The sequence below is a fragment of the Stenotrophomonas sp. 610A2 genome (assembly GCF_030549615.1).
In the GTDB taxonomy this organism is placed as follows: domain Bacteria; phylum Pseudomonadota; class Gammaproteobacteria; order Xanthomonadales; family Xanthomonadaceae; genus Stenotrophomonas; species Stenotrophomonas pigmentata.
In genome coordinates this window covers 4340691-4353922 of the sequence record NZ_CP130832.1, presented here as the reverse complement: position 1 = coordinate 4353922, position 13232 = coordinate 4340691, and the positions used below count along the sequence as shown (strand labels likewise).

Here is a 13232-nt window from a genome sequence, read left to right as displayed (position 1 = left end):
CCTCAGAGGTTGATGCGCACCCCAAGCTGGAATGCACGGCCCGGCAGGGGCGCGATGTACTTCAACGGTGAGTTGTGTGGACGGGCTTCGGCGTCGAGCAGGTTGGAGCCATTGAGGAACACCTCGATCGCGCTTGCGTAGCCACCACGCGGCTGGAAGCGGCGGCTGACCTGCATGTCCAGCATGTTGAAGCCATCCAGCGGTACTTCCTCGCTGACATTCTTCCCCAGGTACTTCTGTTTGTCGTAATAGGTGCTGGAGATGCCGGCTTTCCAGGCGCCTTTCTGCCAGCCGATGTTTGCACCGTAGCGGTTGGTCGGCATGTTGGGCAGGTACTCACCGTCGTTGTGTGCACGCAGCGAATCCGGATGGTCCGCACGGTTCTTCACCAGGTCGGAGAACGCGGAGAGGTTCAAACTGCCCCAGCGGCCGAGTTCCAATGCCTGCGACACCTCGATCTCGAAGCCCTTCACCGTGGTGTCGGTCTGCTTCCAGTACTTCAGCGGCAGGCGATTGGCGGTCTGCAGGCCGGAATAGCCCTGGTAGAGATAGTTCTCGTACTTCATGACATAGCCGGTCGCGGAGATGTCGAAGCCGCGGTTGTTGAACAGCAGGGCGAATTCGGCATTCTTCGCGCGCTCCGGTTCCAGCTTCTGGTTGCCTTCTTCCTGGGTCATGACCGAGTAGTGGGCGTTGCTGGCATACAGCTCATTGACGTCCGGTGCCCGTTGCGACGACGCATAGCGGGCTTTGGCACTGAGGTGGCTTCCGAGCGCTACAAGTGCGCCAAAGCTGTAGCTGTTGAGCGTGAACGCCCGATCCTCGAGCTTCACGTTGGGCGAGTTGCGCGAGGTCTTGAAGGCGCTGCTGCGGATGTCATGATCCACACGCTCGTGGCGAAACCCTGCATTGAAGGAGGCCGCGGCGAAGTCGAGGCTTTGCTTCAGGAACACCGCATTGGTCACGCTCTGCACATCGGGCAGATAGCGCAACGCGCCGCTGCCCGCGATATCGCGCGTGCGTTGGCTGAGCCCGAGCAGGCCGCTGAGCGGGCCGACGCGGCGCTGTGACAGCAGTGCTTCGGCCTGGTAGGTATCGAACTGATACTCGTTGGCCGTGCTTGTGCCCAGCCGTTCGGCCGAGGTATTGCTGATCTGCGACATGCGCAGGTCAGCGCTTTCAAACAGCGGGAATGGATCCTGCAGGTTGGCCTGCAGCGCGTACTTGGTCTGCTTGAGCACCACGCCCACCGGGCGGCTCTGGCTGTGGTCGGCACCGAAGGACAGGTTGTCCATCGAGAAGCCCGGCACCCCGTACTCGCTGTCCTTGGCGTCGATGCTGATGCCGACATAGCCGCGGTTGAAGAAGTAGGTCGAACCTGCGGCAATGTTTGTGTTGCGGAAGTAGCTGTTGCCCAGGGTGCCGCGGTAGTTGGGGGTTACGTCGCGGTTGACCTTGTTCTGCACATACGAAGGTGTGCCCGCCACATAGTCCGGGTTTGCCGGGTTCACGTAGGTCTTGCCCTGCCAGACCGATGACGGCTTGTTGGTATAGAAGGAGAAGCTGCCGTCCGCCCAGTCCGGGTTTTCGGTCATGAACTGGTCGATGTAGGGCTGCGATGCCTTGTTGTAGACCTGCTGGATGCGGGCCTCCTTCTGGCAGCTGTCGGCCAGGCCGCTGTTGACCCCGCCGGCAGCCGGGAACAACTGGCTGTCGCAGACACTGGCCTTGCTGTTGCCGGGGATGTCGTAGTGCGAGATGCGCTGGTGCGACATCTGCAGGTTGGTCGAGAAGTTGCGCTGGTTGTTGAAGTTCATGCGGAAGCCCTGCGCGTCGGCAGCGTTGAAGCCCTGCCGGAGCACCAGCTCCATCTCCTGGTCCTTCTCTTCCATCTTGGTGGAGATGATGCCGGAGTCGACATCGACGCTGCCGCCGATCGCGTTGCCGCCGTGACGGACGCTGTCCGATGACTTGTTGACGCTGACGCCGCGCACGAACAGCGGATCGAAGGGAATGGCGATGTCGCCGCTGAGTGCGTTCATGCCGAGGATGGACTGGCCATCCTCCAGCACCTGCACGCGGTTGCCGCCCAGGCTGCGGATGACCGGCGCGCCGGCGTTCGGGCCGAAGGCGCTGTTCTGCACGCCTGGCACGCGTTCCAGCATGCCACCCAGGGTGCGGTTCTGCGCCTGGGTGTTCTCGACGACAACGATGCTGTCGATCTTTGAAGCCTTGTCTGCCCGGACCTTGACGGTGGGCAGGGTGGTGTCGTCTGCGGCGTAGGCGCTCTGGACAACGAGCAGCACGGCGGCCGCAAGTACGTGTTGACGCATGGATCATCCCCGTAAAAATGGAATGTTATAATATATCGATACGACGAAAGAGGAAGCCCCTTCGCTGCCTGACCGGAGGTGTGGCATCGCGTGGTTGCGGCGTTTGCAGGTGGGATTGCTTGCTTTGCGTTGTCGACGCGGTCAGGGGCAGCGGGCCAGATTCGAGTCGGCAGGCCCTTCTCCGCCCGCTCCACCAACACGCCGGCAAAGCTCCTGGGCGGCCGAATGGCTTCGCTGCTCGGAAACCACTGTTGCCGCGCCGACCGCAGGCCCGGTTTGCCTATCGCCCCTGATTTATTGGATGATAGTGATTCCTATTCGCAATATTTGCCCATGGCCAACGCTTCGCCGGCACCGGCGCCTGATTCCCTGCAGGGCCTGTACGTCGCGCACCATGGGTGGTTGCTGCAGTGGCTGCGGCGCCGCATGTCCGCGGACGAGGCTGCAGCGGACTTGGCGCAGGACACCTTCGTGCGCCTGCTGCAGAAGCCACAGCTGCCAGCGCTGGAACAGCCGCGCGCCTACCTGACCCGTATTGCCAACGGCCTGGTCATCAATCTGTGGCAGCGCCGCGCGCTGGAGCGGGCATGGCTGGAAGTATTGGCCAGCCTGCCGGAGGCGTTGGTCCCGGATGAAGAACAGCGGCAGATCGCGCTGGAAGCGCTGATGCGCATCGACCGCATGCTGGATGCGCTGCCGGCGCGGGCACGTGAGGCCTTCCTGCTGTCCCAGCTGGACGGGCAGACCTATGCGGTGATCGCCACCCGCATGGGTGTCACCGAACGCACCATCAAGCGCGACATCGTGCTGGCGATGGCCGCCTGCCTTGAGGCCATGGACTGATCCGCATGCAGGACGCTGCGCCCAGAGCCGATACCCCCATTCCTGCGCCGGTGCTGCGCGAAGCGGCCGAGTGGCTGTTGCGTTTCCGCGAAGGCGAGCTCGATGCCAGGGAGCGTGCCGCGTGGCAGCGCTGGCTGGCCAGCAACGACACGCATGCACGCGCCTGGCATCGCGCAGAACGCTTGGCGGGGCTATTGGACGATGTGCCGGGCGCGGTGGGCAGTGCGCCATTGCGACAGGCACGACGCAGCCTGCAGGGCCGCCGCGCCGCGTTGGCGGCCATCATGGGAATGATGGTCGGTGCGCCACTGGCGCGCCTGGCGTGGCAGCGCGAGCCTTGGCAACAGCTTGTTGCCGATACCAGCACCGCCATCGGTGAGCGCCGCGCACTGCGGCTTGAGGATGGCAGCGAATTGCTGCTCAACACCGATACGCGGATCGCGCTCGGCTTCAATGAGCAGCTGCGGCAGGTGCAGCTGCTGCGGGGCGAACTACTGCTGCAGGAAGCGGCGGATGATCGGTCTCCGGCGCGGCCCTTGCTGGTACAGCTGCGCAACGCGCACCTGCTGGCCGTGGGCGCGCGGTTTGCCGTGCGCATGTGGGATGACCATGTACGAGTGGCGGTGGAGCAGGGCGCGGTACGGATCCGGCTCGGCGATCGCAGCGATGCCGCGCAGGTGGTGAGCGCAGGCCAACAGGCGGTCTTCAACGCAGTGGGCATCGGCCCGGTCACTGCGCTCCAGCGCAACAGCCTGGCCTGGGTGCAAGGAGTGCTCAACGCCGAAGCCATGCCGCTGGGCGAACTGCTGTCCGAGCTGGCGCGTTATCGCCCCGGCGTCGTGCGCTGTGATCCCGAGGTCGCGCGCATGCCGGTATCCGGCGTGTTCCAGCTGGACGATACCGATACCGTGCTCGCCCTGTTGCAGGCGGGTTTCCCGTTGCGGGTGCGCTACCGCAGCCGCCTGTGGGTGATGGTCGACCCCGCCTGAGCTGGGGATGTCCCTTTTTGCCGGCTGGCCGGGCAAGGAAGTGAACCCTTTCAATTCCTTCTGTCACGGACCCCGCCATGTCTTCGCGTCCCCCTGTTGTCCGAACCTCGCTGGCGCTCGCCTGCCTGGTCGCCCTCGCACTGCCGCTGCCGCAGCTGGCCTTCGCCCAGAACAACGCAACCGCGGTTGGCGAAGGCAATGTCAGCTTCAATCTGCCCGCCGCGCCGCTGGCGCGGGCATTGAACGACACCGCGACCGCCGCTGGTGTTTCGCTGAGCTATGACCCGGCCTTGGCCGCGGGCCGCTCCGCGCCCGCATTGCAGGGGCGCTATACGGTGCGCGCGGCGCTTGCCCGACTGTTGCAGGGCACGGATCTGGTGGCACGCGAGGTCAGCCCTGGTGCGTGGAGCATCCAGCGCATGGCCAGCGCCGACGGTGATGCGGTAGTTATCGGCACCTTGCGGGTAGGCGGCGACCGTTCTGCCGATCCCACCGGCATCGAGCGCGATGAGCGCGGCTACGACGATGTCTACGATCTGGACTTGTCCACCGTCTACGCCGGACGCGAGCAGATCGAACGCTACAAGGGCGCTGCTCCGGCCGACATCTTCAAGGGCATGGTCAACGTCTACAGTGGCGATGCCCGCAACAGCGGTGCGCTGGATCCCAACATCCGCGGTATCCAGGGGCCGGGCCGTGTGCCACTGACCATCGACGGCACCGAGCAGGCACTGACGGTCTGGCGCGGCTACATGGGCGCGAACAACCGCAACTACATCGATCCCAGCCTGATCGGCGGCATGCAGGTCATCAAGGGACCGGCGATGCTGCGTGGTGCCAACACCTCGGTGGGCGGCGCGGTACAGATCAAGACGCTGGACGTGGACGACATCCTGCTGGAAGGCGAGAGCTTCGGCGGTGAACTGAAGATGGAGGCCAGCGACAACGCCATCGATCCGAAGTTGCCGACCCTGTTGACTGGCAAGCCGCTCGGCAGCGTGCCGGGTTTCCCCGCCAGCCAGGTCAATTTCTACGACCCGACCCTCTACCAGCACCCGCGCACCAGTGGCAGCGGCAGCTTCGGCAATGACCAGGCATGGCGCCTGGCCTTGGGCCTGCGCAAGGAAAACTTCGACCTGATGGCGGCCTACGCCTTCCGCGAAAAGGGTAATCACTTCGCCGGCAAGCATGGCAGTTCGTTCTATGACAACGAACCGACCACCAGCTGGGACTACGTGCCCTACCTGGCCAAGGTCTATGTGCCGGGTTCGGAGATCCTCAATTCCTCCAGCCGCATGGAATCGTGGCTGGTCAAGGGCACCTGGCGCTTGAGCGACAGCCAGGTGCTGCAGCTCAATGTGCGTGACACGCAATCACGCTACGGCGAGATCATGCCCTCGCGCATCCAGTGGGATAACACCGTCACCGATGGCATTCCGCAGTGGCCGCTGAGCCAGGTGGATGCGCGTGCGGTGAACCTGGAATACAAGTGGCGCCCGGGGCTGGACTGGGTGGACCTGCGCGCCAACCTGTGGCGCACTGATACCGACAGCGCGACCTACAGCAGTGGTGGCCTGCCGAACGACCGCATGAACTGGTACAACGACATCGACAAGGTCTATGTCACCCCGGACCACTTCCGCAACACCGCGATCGCCAACAGCAAGAACGCGCGCACCGGCTTCTCGTTCGACAACAAGATGCAGCTGAGCGACAGCCTGGACCTGACGGTCGGTGGCAACCTGCAGAAGGAAACCCTCAGCTCCAAGGATGCATACAACGATCCGGAGATCACCGGCTATTGGCGCGGCAAGCCGCGCGCTGGTTGGCGCCGTGAGTATGATCTCAGCGCCCTGTTCGAATGGCGGCCGATCGACAAGCTGCTGCTCAGCGCGGGCGTGCGTTACCAGAACTGGCAGTCGTTCGATGAGTTCCTCGCGCGCCAGCAGCGGGCCGGCGTGTTGCCGACCAGCAGCCAGGAGGCCTCGGGTCGGGTGATAAGGTGGAACACGCTTGAGCACTACACCCAGGCCGAGATCGACACGTCGGTCGCCCAGATGACCGACATCATGGAAAGCCAGTGGCCCATCTACGAGGAGTTCTTCGGCTATACACGCGAGCAGTTCGTGGCGGAGTTGCTGACCCCAGCCCTCGACGAAGTCCGCAGCCGCACCACGTACACCGCCAACAACGAGATGCTGTGGAAGCACGATGGCCAGGGCCGTTACACCCGCGCCGGGAATCCCTGCATCAATGGCGCCATCGATTTCAGCAACGTCGAGCTCAGCGGCGGTCGCAAGTGCTGGTCTGATGGCCCCTATCCCGGCCAAAGCGTCAATGGTGAGCTGATTCCCTTCGCCACGGTCGACAACACCGCGCGCAGGCAGCGCGGTGCCGGCTGGGTGCCGTCGTTCGCCGCAACCTATGAATTCAGCGAGCACAGCCGTGTCTACCTGCGCCACAGCCAGGTGCGCCGCTTCCCGGCCTTGTTTGAAAGCACCATTGGCTTCTCCAGTGTCCAGGACAGCTACGGCCTGAAGCCGGAGCATGCCTACAACACCGAGTTGTCGTGGGTGCAGGACTTCGGCCAGCTGCTGGACGGTAATCCGCTGGCGGACCTGAAGATTGCCTACTACCACCACCGCACCCGCGACGTGATCGAGCGTAGCCCGCAGCTGACCTTCTCCAACATCGACGAGCAGACCATCCGCGGCGTCGAGGTGCAGGGACGCTTCGACAACGGCCGCTTCTTCACCGACATCAGCGGTGCCTGGAACCTGGAGAACCGCGTTTGCGATGAGCACACCGCGATGCTGCTGGACAACACCGGCGGTGTCTCCAACTGCGTGGAAACCGGCTTCGTCGGTGGCTACCTGGTGACCATGGCGATCCCGCGCTACACCTTCAACTGGACGGTGGGGACGCGCCTGTTCGACGGCAAGCTGGAGCTGGGCAGCCGCATCGTCCACCACGCGCCGCAGGAGAGTGTGTTCAAGGACAACTACGGCAGCCAATCGGCGACGATTTCCTATTACCTCAACACGCCGCTGCAATGGGGCCGCATCACCACGTATGACGCCTACGCTACGTGGCGCGTCAATGATCGCGCGACGGTAGAAGTGGTGGGGACCAATCTGGGCAACCTCTACTACATCGATCCGCTGACCCGCTCGTCGATGCTGGCGCCTGGCCGCACGCTGAAGGCAAGCTTCAACTACCGGTTCTGATCCAGCGCGGCGTGTTCCAGCGCGCCGCGTGCAATGACAAAGCCCGCCCGGATCTGGATCCGGGCGGGCTTTGCTGTTTCTGCCGCGAGCGGCAGCCAACAAGAATGCAGTGATACGCAGCTTGCGGTTGAGCAGACCAGCGCGAAAGCACCACGCGGGCCAATCAGCGAATGAAGAATTCCACCGGCGTGGTGATCTGCACAGGATCACCCGGTACTTCATCCGGTGGTGACGGCAACGGGCTGGCGCGCTGCACGGCGGCCAGCGCCTCGCCATCCAGCAAGGCGTTGCCACTGCTGCGGGCAAGCCGCGCCCACTGCACGCCGCCGCTGCGATCCACCGCGTACTCGACCAAGCTCACGCCTTCGCTGCGGCGACGCTGTGCTGCACGCGGGTAGCGTTTGTAGCGCTCCAGATGTGCGAGTACCAACGCCTGCCAATTGGCCTGTGATGGATTGGCGGCACCGGCCGAGGATTGCCGGGCGGTATAGCGGGTGCTGCTGGGCGCCTGCACACTGGGTGGTGCAGTTGATTGCAACACCTCGGCAGTTTCGACCGATGCGGGTCGTTGTTCCTGACGCTCCGGCGCAGGCGGTGGCAGGGCGGCGTCTGCTGGCAGGGTCGGCGAGGGCGGCGTCACTGCCGCAGTCGGTGTTGCAGCTGCCTGAGCGGGCTGCGCCTGCTGCTCCTGTTGCAGCGGTCCTGGCGCCAGATCGGTGGGCGGTGCCGGCGGTGCACTCGGCAGTGGCGCCAGTTCCACCATCACCGCCTGTGGTGGCGAGGGCGGTGCAGGTGCTGGTGACCACGATGACCAGATGACAGCGCCGCCCACCGCCAACGCATGCACACCGAGCACGATGCACAGACTGCGGCCCCAGCGTGGGCCTTCGGCTGCATGCAGTGTCGCGTTCACGGCGCGGCCTGCTCCAGGCCGACCAGGGCCACCTTCAGATAGCCGGCAGCACGCAGGCTGTTCAAGGTGTCCATCAGGTCGCCGTAAGCAACGCCCTTGTCAGCGCGCACGAAGATGCGTTGCTCGCGGTTGCTGCTGGTGAACGTATCCAGCGCCGCTGCCAAGGCAGAGGCAGCAACCGGGTCCTGGTTCAAGCGCAGTGACAGGTCCTGCCGCAAGGTCAGGTACACCGGTTCATCGGTGCGCGGTTGTGGCTGCGCCGTTGATGCAGGCAGGTCGACGGCGACATCCACCGTGGCCAATGGCGCAGCGACCATGAAGATGATCAGCAGCACCAGCATCACGTCGATGAAAGGCGTGACGTTGATCTCGTGGTTCTCGTCGGGTACATCGTCCTGCTCGTCGGTCCTCATCGCCATGCTCACGGCGCTCCGGACGGGCGGACGGCACAGCGGTCGAGGTCGCGCGAGACCAGCTGCTGCACGCTGGCCGATAGATCACCGCTGTCGCCGCGCAGCGCCGCAAGTTGCCGGCTCAGGTGGTTGTAGATCACCACGGCGGGGATTGCCGCGACCAGCCCAAGCGCGGTGGCCAGCAAGGCCTCGGCGATACCCGGCGCGACCACCGCCAGATTGGTGGTGTTGGCCTGGGCGATGCCAACGAAGCTGTTCATGATGCCCCACACCGTACCGAACAAGCCGACGAAGGGTGCGGTGGCACCGATGGTCGCCAGCAGGCCGGTGCCGCTGCGCAGCTGTCGCGCATGCGCTAGCTCGATGCGCTGCAGGCGCGATTCGACCCGGTGCTTGATGCCGTCGGTGTTACCGGCCTCGGGCGAACGTTGCAGCTCGTCCTGCGCCTCGGCCAGCAATGAAGCCGCGATTGCGCTGTGTTGCAGGTCTGCTTCCGATGCCGCTGGCAAGCTGTCGGCGATTGCCAGCAGGGCGCGCGCATCATGCAGGCTGCGCGCTTCGCGACGCAGCTGGCGGCGCTTGGCCAGCAATACCGTCCAGGTTGCCAATGAGGCGACTGCCAAGCCGATCATTACTGTCTGAACCACCCAGTCGGCATGCAGGAACATCTGCCACGGGCTTAGGTTGCTTGGCAGGCCGGCGTGCATGCTCATTCCTGCACGCTCACGATGGCAGGTGTCGCCGATGCATGTGCGGCGTGAGTGGACGGCAGCAGACCGGCGGCGGTCAGGGTCGACAAGGTGTTGTAGAAGGCGCTGGTGGAGACATGCATGCCGCCCTGTTCCACGGCAGCGGCATGCAACAGCTGTGGGCTGAGGTGGCCATGTGCGGCGAGTACCAAGGGTGCCAGCCGCAAGGTGGCGATCCGCGCCGAGGTCACGCGGATGCCGGCGCCGCGCAGTGCCGCCGAGTGGATGTTACGTATCGGCAGCGACAAGTTGCCTGAAGTTGTCAGGGGCATGATCGATCTCCTCAATGGATGAGTGCACGCGGTGCGGGGCGCGACAGCACGTAGCTGGCGCTGGCAATGAAGAACAGGCCGATGCCCAGTGCCAGCTTCCAGCCTGGGTGGGCGGTGCAGAAGAAAATCGGATAGCCAAGCGCCATGCCGATCGCGGCGAAGGCCTTGCCCTTGGCGCTGACCGCGCCCTGCTCACGCCACAGGCGCAGGCTGTGGCCGTAACGCGGATGCTGCAGCAGGTAGCGTTCGAGCCTTGGCGAGGAGCGCGCGAAACAGGCCAGCGCCAGGATCAGGAAGATGGTGGTGGGCATTACCGGCAACAGTGCGCCGATGATGCCAAGCGATAGCATCCAGCAACCTGCGCAGAACCAGAGCCAGCGCATCAGGCGAGCGCCGGATCGGGATGCAGTTCCGCTTCCACATAGGCGCGCACGGTCTGGAACGCCGCGCGTGCACCCTCTACCACCAGGGCTTCCTGCGCGGCCGCCAGCGCTGCCGCATCCAGTGCGGCAGTGAAGCTGCGCCAATGGCGCGCCGCGCCGTCGGCATGTGCGGCCAGGTGGCGGGCGCCGAAGTCAGCCTGCAACTGCAGGCGCTCGCGGGCCAGCTTGAACAGCACGGTACCGCCGAGATTGGAGCCCTCGGCTACGTACAGCCAGCCCAGCGCGTTGGGCAGGGCGATGTCGGCGGCGACCGCTGGAGTGCTGCTGGCGGAAACTTCGCTGCCGAGATCCTGCAGGTCGAGTGCGATCTTTGCCAGCCGCCGGCGCTCGCCAAGATCGGGGATCAGCGCCAGCAATCCCGAATGCGAGTACAGCGCATCAATATCGCGATGGAAGCGGTATTGCACGCGCAGGAAGCGCGCGAAGCTGTCGCGGTTGGCGAAGATGTCCGCTGCCATGACCCGCTTGTCCAGGCTGTCATGGGTGCTGTGGGTGACAGCCTTGAGCTGCTGGCTGCGCGATATGGCGGTGCTCTTTTCGTTCATGTGCAACTCCCGGTAATGCAGGAAGTGGTGGGGGTCAGAAACTGCGTTCGAGCTTCAGGCTGGCGGTGCTGCGGTCATAGCTGTAGAGCCAGTCGACGTTGCTGGACACCACGTTGTAGCGAAGGCTGAGCAAGGGCGTGAAGCCGGCGAAGGCAAGGCGCCTGGCCTTGATGATCAATGTGTAGTTGCGCTCGTCGTCATCGCGGCGTACGCCCAGCATCGGGCTGTACAGGTCGTAGCTGCGGCGCCGATAGGAGGCGAACAAGGTGTGGCTGAAACCCTCCGGCCACTGCAGCGACGCACCAATACGTGCACCAACGGAGCGGTAGCCGTTGCTGCGGTCGCGCGAGTCACTGTCCAGTGCATCGATACCGCCAAAGGCCATCCAATGGCTGCCAAGACTGCGGAAATAGGTGGCTGATGCTGTGCGCTGCACGCCGTCCAGATTGAGTGCGTAATCACGCTGCCGATAGCGCAGATCCTTCCAGTCGGCCTCCAGCTTCAGCATGGAGCGCTGGCCCGGCGTCCAGCTCCACTCGGCGTGTACGCCAGGTGCACCAAACAGGGCGCTATTGCCCAGCGCGTAGTAGTCGAACGACGGTGCCAGTGCGAGGTTGTGGCGCGCACTGCGGAAGCTGTATCCGGCCTGCAGCGCCGCGTTGAGCTCGTTGTAGGCGCTGTTGTCGCGGTAGTTCTGGCCGAATGCGATTGCGCGCAGGTAGACGCCGTGATGCCCGCGCAGCGCATGCCGCTTGTTGAGGGTGGCGTCGTAGTCGATGCCGGTGGCGGTGATCGCCTCGGGTAATTTGCGCTCGATCAGGCAGTCGCCGGTGATCAGCAGCAATAGACAGGTACGACTGGCCGAGGTGCGGTTGGCGTTGTCGGTCCAGCTCGGCCCGGCCGCATAGGAGCCACTCCAGCGCTCGCGTTGGGCCAGGGCCTGGCGGAAGCTGGCGATGGTGGTGCGTACACCCTCGGTTTTCGGGTCGTTGGCGTCGATGCTGGTGCCGACGTCGGCGAACAGCGCATCGGCTTCGCGATCCTGCTGGTCTTCGAACAAGGTGCGGGCCAGTTCCAGCTGCGCCGGCATGAAGTCCGGCTGCAGGGCGAGCAGGGCGCGGTACTCGGCGGCTGCCTGCGCGTGCTTGCCCTGGATGCGCAGCAAGCCGCCCTGGGCGTAGTGCACCAGCAGTTCGTCGTGACCGGGCAGGGTCAGGTATTCGTTGAGGAAGTGTGCGGCCAGGCTCCACTGCCGCTGTTGCAGCGCCAGATACAGTGCGCGGCCGACGTCGTCGACGTTGTGCCCGATGACATGGCGCTCGCCATCGATGGTCAGCGTAGGGCGCTCGGCGTCGAGCTCATCCTTGAGTAGCTCGCGCTCGCGGGCCTGCGCTTGCTGGTCGATGCGTTGGTCCAGCAGGCGGCGGGTATCGGCCTGCTCCTGTGCGAAGGCGACAACCGGCAACAGCAGGCCGGCCAGCAGCAGTGCCGCAGGAAGCGCGAAAGCAGACCGGCGTCGACGGTCGTTGGGAAAACAAGAATGCATGCAATGGCCATCGAGGGAGGCAAGGATTGGCGGACGCTGGCTGGTCCTTGCCGGTAGCAGTCGAATTACGGCGGCTGACGGAAAGGCTCAGCCGTCAGTTCTTGGTGCCGCCCCAGGCGATGTTCATCGACTGGTCGCCGAAGTCGACGATGCCAGCGACAGTGGCCGCCTGTGCGCCGAAGAAGTCACCCTTCACATCGCCGGTTTTCAGTACGAAGTTGCCCGGGATCACCCACTGGCCGGCATTGGCCGCATCGAAGTGACCGTTGGTGTCGAACGCGATCTGGCTGCCGCTGGTGCCAAGGCGGATCTGGGTTGCGCCGATCGACAGGTCGCCATGGAACGTGCGGCTGCTGAAGTTGGCGGTCAGGCTGCCGGTCAGGTGGGTGTTGGCGCCGTAGCGATGCAGGCCGGTCAGCGTGTAGCCAACCGCGGTACCGGTGGCGGCGGTGTAGCCAGTCTTGTCACCGACGTAATAGACCTGACGGTTCTGGTAGGTCGGGCTGCCGGTGTTGCCGTTGGTCGACCACTCACCGAACCATACATCGCCAGTACCCACCTTTACGAAATTGAAGCTGCCCAGGCCTGCGTGCGCCGGGTTGTTCGGATCACCCGGGGTACCGGTGGTGATCGGGTCGTGCAGCTGGTACACGGTCATGCCTTTGTCGGTGCCCGGGTGCAGTTCGGTTGCGGCGCTGGACGGGGTCAGGCCCTGGAAGTCGACCTTGATGCCTGCGGCATAGCTGGAGATGCCGACGCCGGCCTTGCCAGCGGTATGCGGACCGAACGGAACCTGCGATTCACCGACGGTGATGGTGGAGGCACCGGAGCCAGCGGACTGGGCGCCGACGATGTTGGCGGCTGCGGCGGTACCTGCCAGGGAAACCACGGTCAGGGCGACGGCGATTTGGGAAAGACGCTTGTGCATTTTCATGATCATTTCTCTCTTGATGTGATGA

Annotated in this window: 12 protein-coding genes; 3 read left to right on the top strand and 9 right to left on the bottom strand. The window is 64.5% G+C overall.

Features of this window, described 5'->3' with window-relative positions; all coding sequences use genetic code 11:
• Positions 1 to 2: 2 nt before the first annotated feature.
• Positions 3 to 2333, bottom strand: a complete 2331-nt coding sequence (locus Q5Z11_RS19250) for a TonB-dependent receptor (RefSeq protein ID WP_303747877.1) — start codon at positions 2331 to 2333, stop codon at positions 3 to 5.
• A gap of 333 nt (positions 2334 to 2666) precedes the next feature.
• Here Q5Z11_RS19250 and Q5Z11_RS19245 point away from each other — a divergent pair, with 333 nt between their 5' ends.
• The 3 genes from Q5Z11_RS19245 (at position 2667) to Q5Z11_RS19235 (ending at position 7392) form a co-directional block, all read left to right on the top strand.
• Entirely contained in the window at positions 2667 to 3176 is a 510-nt protein-coding gene (locus tag Q5Z11_RS19245) for a sigma-70 family RNA polymerase sigma factor (RefSeq protein WP_303747876.1), read from the top strand.
• 5 nt (positions 3177 to 3181) lie between these two features.
• Positions 3182 to 4165, top strand: a complete 984-nt coding sequence (locus Q5Z11_RS19240) for a FecR domain-containing protein (RefSeq protein WP_303747875.1) — start codon at positions 3182 to 3184, stop codon at positions 4163 to 4165.
• Between the two features lie 77 nt (positions 4166 to 4242).
• The gene (locus Q5Z11_RS19235) at positions 4243 to 7392 is read left to right on the top strand and encodes a TonB-dependent receptor (RefSeq protein ID WP_303747874.1); all 3150 of its coding nucleotides are present in this window, start codon (positions 4243 to 4245) and stop codon (positions 7390 to 7392) included.
• A gap of 163 nt (positions 7393 to 7555) precedes the next feature.
• Here Q5Z11_RS19235 and Q5Z11_RS19230 read toward each other — a convergent pair whose 3' ends face one another.
• The 8 genes from Q5Z11_RS19230 to Q5Z11_RS19195 all read right to left on the bottom strand — a co-directional run bounded on the left by Q5Z11_RS19230 (position 7556) and on the right by Q5Z11_RS19195 (position 13207).
• Positions 7556 to 8305 (bottom strand): energy transducer TonB family protein, encoded by a 750-nt coding sequence (locus tag Q5Z11_RS19230; protein ID WP_303747873.1) that lies wholly within the window; start codon positions 8303 to 8305, stop codon positions 7556 to 7558.
• Entirely contained in the window at positions 8302 to 8724 is a 423-nt protein-coding gene (gene exbD, locus Q5Z11_RS19225) for a TonB system transport protein ExbD (RefSeq protein WP_303747872.1), read from the bottom strand. The genes Q5Z11_RS19230 and exbD overlap by 4 nt, the downstream gene beginning before the upstream one ends.
• A 2-nt stretch (positions 8725 to 8726) precedes the next feature.
• On the bottom strand, positions 8727 to 9431 hold the full coding sequence (exbB, locus tag Q5Z11_RS19220; RefSeq protein WP_303747871.1) for a tonB-system energizer ExbB: 705 nt from the start codon (positions 9429 to 9431) through the stop codon (positions 8727 to 8729).
• Positions 9428 to 9739, bottom strand: coding sequence for a hypothetical protein (locus Q5Z11_RS19215; RefSeq protein ID WP_303747870.1), 312 nt, complete (start codon positions 9737 to 9739; stop codon positions 9428 to 9430). The genes exbB and Q5Z11_RS19215 overlap by 4 nt, the downstream gene beginning before the upstream one ends.
• Positions 9740 to 9750: 11 nt before the next feature.
• Positions 9751 to 10122 (bottom strand): YbaN family protein, encoded by a 372-nt coding sequence (locus Q5Z11_RS19210; protein WP_303747869.1) that lies wholly within the window; start codon positions 10120 to 10122, stop codon positions 9751 to 9753.
• Positions 10122 to 10727, bottom strand: coding sequence for a biliverdin-producing heme oxygenase (locus Q5Z11_RS19205; protein ID WP_303747868.1), 606 nt, complete (start codon positions 10725 to 10727; stop codon positions 10122 to 10124). Before Q5Z11_RS19205 ends, Q5Z11_RS19210 begins: the two co-directional genes overlap by 1 nt.
• A 34-nt stretch (positions 10728 to 10761) precedes the next feature.
• The gene (locus Q5Z11_RS19200; RefSeq protein ID WP_303747867.1) at positions 10762 to 12273 is read right to left on the bottom strand and encodes a surface lipoprotein assembly modifier; all 1512 of its coding nucleotides are present in this window, start codon (positions 12271 to 12273) and stop codon (positions 10762 to 10764) included.
• A gap of 94 nt (positions 12274 to 12367) precedes the next feature.
• On the bottom strand, positions 12368 to 13207 hold the full coding sequence (locus tag Q5Z11_RS19195; protein WP_303747866.1) for a HupA family protein: 840 nt from the start codon (positions 13205 to 13207) through the stop codon (positions 12368 to 12370).
• Positions 13208 to 13232 lie beyond the last annotated feature (25 nt).

Coding starts and splice junctions, on each gene's coding strand:
- exbB (WP_303747871.1), bottom strand. CDS start 9,431: ATGAGCATGCACGCCGGCCTGCCAAGCAACCTAAGCCCGTGGCAGATG.
- Q5Z11_RS19195 (WP_303747866.1), bottom strand. CDS start 13,207: ATGAAAATGCACAAGCGTCTTTCCCAAATCGCCGTCGCCCTGACCGTG.
- Q5Z11_RS19205 (WP_303747868.1), bottom strand. CDS start 10,727: ATGAACGAAAAGAGCACCGCCATATCGCGCAGCCAGCAGCTCAAGGCT.
- Q5Z11_RS19240 (WP_303747875.1), top strand. CDS start 3,182: ATGCAGGACGCTGCGCCCAGAGCCGATACCCCCATTCCTGCGCCGGTG.
- Q5Z11_RS19245 (WP_303747876.1), top strand. CDS start 2,667: ATGGCCAACGCTTCGCCGGCACCGGCGCCTGATTCCCTGCAGGGCCTG.
- Q5Z11_RS19210 (WP_303747869.1), bottom strand. CDS start 10,122: ATGCGCTGGCTCTGGTTCTGCGCAGGTTGCTGGATGCTATCGCTTGGC.
- Q5Z11_RS19215 (WP_303747870.1), bottom strand. CDS start 9,739: ATGCCCCTGACAACTTCAGGCAACTTGTCGCTGCCGATACGTAACATC.
- exbD (WP_303747872.1), bottom strand. CDS start 8,724: ATGGCGATGAGGACCGACGAGCAGGACGATGTACCCGACGAGAACCAC.
- Q5Z11_RS19200 (WP_303747867.1), bottom strand. CDS start 12,273: ATGCATTCTTGTTTTCCCAACGACCGTCGACGCCGGTCTGCTTTCGCG.
- Q5Z11_RS19235 (WP_303747874.1), top strand. CDS start 4,243: ATGTCTTCGCGTCCCCCTGTTGTCCGAACCTCGCTGGCGCTCGCCTGC.
- Q5Z11_RS19250 (WP_303747877.1), bottom strand. CDS start 2,333: ATGCGTCAACACGTACTTGCGGCCGCCGTGCTGCTCGTTGTCCAGAGC.